This is a genomic window from Cupriavidus sp. SHE, from assembly GCF_000812445.1.
Lineage (GTDB): Bacteria > Pseudomonadota > Gammaproteobacteria > Burkholderiales > Burkholderiaceae > Cupriavidus > Cupriavidus metallidurans.
Genome location: NZ_JWMB01000097.1, coordinates 1 through 3,442, shown reverse-complemented (window position 1 = coordinate 3,442; position 3,442 = coordinate 1). Strand labels below are relative to the sequence as shown.

The window sequence follows — 3,442 nt, the reverse complement described above, 5'->3', positions numbered from 1 at the left end:
GTTGCGCGCGTGTTGAAGCCGACTGCCTGTATTTGGGTGTTCGGCAGTATGCGGTTCCTCGCCACGGTCTTCGGCGAAATGGAGGCCGCTGGCTTCCGTTACGCGCAGGACATCGTCTGGCAAAAGCAGAATGGCACCGGCTTTCACAACGACAGGTTCCGGCGTGTGCACGAACACGCCGTGCAGTTCTACCGCGGCCGATGGGCTGACCTATACCGCGAGACGCAGTACACGATGGACGCACGACCTAAGGTGGTGCGCCGCAAGACTCGCCCGACGCACACCGGTCACATTGATGCCGGCCATTACGTGTCCCAAGATGGCGGACCCCGCCTGATGCGCAGCGTCATCGATGTGCCAAACGAGCACGGTCGCGCGCTTCACCCCACGCAAAAGCCGCTCGGGATTCTCGCGCCGCTGATCGCCTATTCCGTGCCGCCGGGCGGCTTGATAGTGGACCCATTCATGGGCAGCGGTTCGACAGGGATTGCCGCATCAATGCTCGGCCGCCGGTGGCTCGGCGCCGAACTCAATCCTGAATACATCGCCCTGCAGCTGGAGCGCACGCGCCAGCCTGGGCTGGTGCTGGAGACCGCTGAATGATCATCCCTAACGAACTCACCATGCGCGAGACCGCGCACGGCCACGGCGCGAATGGCATGGCCTTCTATGGCTACGAAGACACCGAAGGACTCGGGGTGCAGATGGACATGCGCCGCGAAAGCAGCCGCAACCGCTTCGTCGAGACATGGTTCCACGTGGCGCTGCCGGAGCAACAGTACTCGAGCTACGCTGAGCTGCGTGCGGCCGTGGCCACGCTGACCAACGAACAGATTGCGATCGAGGCATCGAAGTACCCGCACTTCCGCAGCGTCAAGCCTGACACCTGCGGCAACGCGTGCCGGCTGTGCCCGCGCCCGCCTTACACCGGTGCACGCGTGAAGCACAACACAACGCGCGTGCAAATCGCGAAGTGCTGGCGCGCGGCGACCGATTGGTCTCTCAGCCTCTGCACCAACCATCTCGCACAGTTTGCAGGGAAGCCCGCTGAGCTTGTTGCAGCGCTGAATGCCGAATTGGCCGAGCGCAAGGCCCGCGCGGCCGCGAAGGGGCTGCCATGGTGAAAGAGCGCCCCATCCTCTTCAGCGGCGGCATGGTGCGCGCCATTCTGGACAGCAGGAAGACTCAGACGCGACGGATCTGGAAGATGCCTCGGGGCCTCGACTGGTATGTCAGCGGCCCCATGCGCGGTGAGGAAACCGGTGATATATGCGATCCGGCCAGCAACTGGTGGGGGCATGTCGAGGAAATGCACTGCCCCTACGGAATGCCCGGCGACCGCCTGTGGGTACGGGAGACGTGGCAGCACAGCAACCACCCGTTCGGCCCGTACGAGCCCGACTGCGATGTTTTCTATCGTGCCGATTACCTGGACGACCCGCTCGGGCCGGATCTGGAGCGTTCGGCCGACGGCATCCGCCGGCAATGGCGACCCAGCATCCACATGCCGCGCGCTGCCTGTCGTCTGCAACTGGAGATCACGGGCGTGCGCGTGGAGCGGCTGCAGGACATCAGCGATGTTGATGCACTTGCGGAAGGCGTCGAGCCGGTTTCTGTTTCGCCTGGCACACAGGCCAGTTTCTGGAAGGCTGCGCCCGATACGTTCGAGGCCCGCGAAACGGCCCGAGGCGCATTCTGGGATTTGTGGGAGAGCATCAACGGCAACGGCGCGTGGGAAACCAACCCGTTCGTCTGGGTAATCGACTTCCAGCGCCTTTAGCCCAAATTATTCAGAACCAATATTCGCAGTGGAAGCGGCAGCACAACGCATCATCAAACTGACCCGCAGCCTATGGGGGATCGACAAATGAAGACCGGATGGATGACCGAAGAAGACCTGCAGGAGCTGACCGGCAAGAAGCGCTGGTCCGCGCAGGCGCGCTGGCTCGAAGCCGCGTTCCGGATTGAGCCGCTGCGCCGCGGCGACGGCCGGGTCATGATGACCTGGGAGACCTACCGCGCGCTTGAAGCCAAGAAGGCTGGCGTGGGCAATGCCGAGGTGGTGCCGCTCACGCCAACCGCCCGGCCGACGTTGCGCAAGGTCACGTTTGCAGGACGCGCCGCATGAACGCTCGACGTCGGAAGACGAACCTTGGCATGCCGAGCCGGGTCTACGAGCGCGGCGGCAGCTGGTACTGGGTGCGCCCGAGCGACCAGAAGTGGATCCGGCTGTGCCGAGTGGAAGATGGCCAGCGCACGATGCTGAAGCGCCTGGAGGCCGAAATCGGCGACTTCGAATCCAATGCTGGCACCGGTGACATGGCGCCGCTGGTCGCCGAGTACGTGCGACTGCACAAGGCCCAGCACAAGGAGAAGGCGTGGCCCGCCTATGGCCGGTATGCCGGCGAGTCCTTCAAGGACTTCCGCCTGGCCACGGTGGCCCCGGCCGACGTCGTCGACTTCCTGCGCCTGAATTGGACCGGGAAGCTGCACATGCAGCGCGTGATGCGCTCATTCATGTCCGGCTTCTTCGACTGGTGCATTGGCAAGCGGCTGATCGCCGTCAACCCATGCCGCGAGGTCAAGCTGAAGAAGCCGAAGGCGCGGGACGTCTACATCACGGACGCGCACTTCAGCGCCATCCGAGCCAAACTGGCCAGCTACGTGCGAAAGACGAAGGACGGCCAGGAGATCGTCAGCAAGGTGCCGGCCGGCGAGATGATGCAGTGCTTCGTCGACCTGTGCTACCTGACAGCTCAACGCTCCACCGAGATCCGGCTGTTGCGCTGGAAGGCGGACCCGGGCGCGGCCGGCGGTTCATCCTGGGTGGACTGGGATGCCAAGGTGATCCACTTCGTGCCCACGAAGACGGAAGACAGCACGGCCGAGGCGGTCGACTGGCCAATCACACCGCAGATCAAGGCGGTGCTGAAGCGCGCACAGGCGCTCGGCAAGGTGAAGAGCAGCCAGTTCGTGATCCACTCGATCGAGGGCCAGCCGTACGCCGCCAGTGCCCTGCTCACTGCCTGGAAGCGGGCGGCTGGTCGCGCCAAGCTGGCAGACGCTGGATACACCGTGAAGGACATCCGGGCCAAAGCGCTGACGGATGCCGAACGTGCTGGATACAGCATCGAGCAGCTTCAGGTGGCCGCCGCGCACGCGGACTCGAAGACCACGGAGATCTACGTAAAATCTCGATCGGTGCCAGTCAGCGAAGTGCGCCTAAAGTTACCCAAGGCAGGTTGAAAAACCTTCTAATATCCTGCTCGATGCTTCCCGGAAACCCGCGTGCTGTCGTGGGTCTGAATCACCCAAAATATTGGAAATAAACATGTCACTTTCCGTTATCTGGCGCGGCCTGCAAGGCTATTTTTCTTCTGCTTTGGGATCAGAGGGTCGTAGGTTCGAATCCTATCGCTCCGACCATATTTGCAAGAAGTTT

5 protein-coding genes are annotated in these 3,442 nt (G+C 63.0%); all 5 read left to right on the top strand.

All coding sequences use genetic code 11. The features are described from left to right. Window positions 1-603 (top strand): site-specific DNA-methyltransferase (locus tag RN01_RS31415; RefSeq protein WP_039016846.1); only part of this gene is annotated, 603 nt, incomplete at its 5' end. Continuing rightward, complete coding sequence (locus RN01_RS31410; protein ID WP_017515086.1) at window positions 600-1,124, top strand: hypothetical protein; 525 nt, start codon at window positions 600-602, stop codon at window positions 1,122-1,124. The genes RN01_RS31415 and RN01_RS31410, both read left to right, overlap by 4 nt. After that, window positions 1,121-1,780, top strand: coding sequence for a hypothetical protein (locus tag RN01_RS31405; protein ID WP_029700394.1), 660 nt, complete (start codon window positions 1,121-1,123; stop codon window positions 1,778-1,780). Before RN01_RS31410 ends, RN01_RS31405 begins: the two co-directional genes overlap by 4 nt. Window positions 1,781-1,867: 87 nt before the next feature. Beyond that, complete coding sequence (locus RN01_RS31400; protein ID WP_017515084.1) at window positions 1,868-2,128, top strand: DUF4224 domain-containing protein; 261 nt, start codon at window positions 1,868-1,870, stop codon at window positions 2,126-2,128. Next, window positions 2,125-3,246, top strand: coding sequence for a tyrosine-type recombinase/integrase (locus RN01_RS31395; protein WP_024570362.1), 1,122 nt, complete (start codon window positions 2,125-2,127; stop codon window positions 3,244-3,246). The genes RN01_RS31400 and RN01_RS31395 overlap by 4 nt, the downstream gene beginning before the upstream one ends. The last annotated feature ends 196 nt before the right edge of the window (window positions 3,247-3,442 follow it).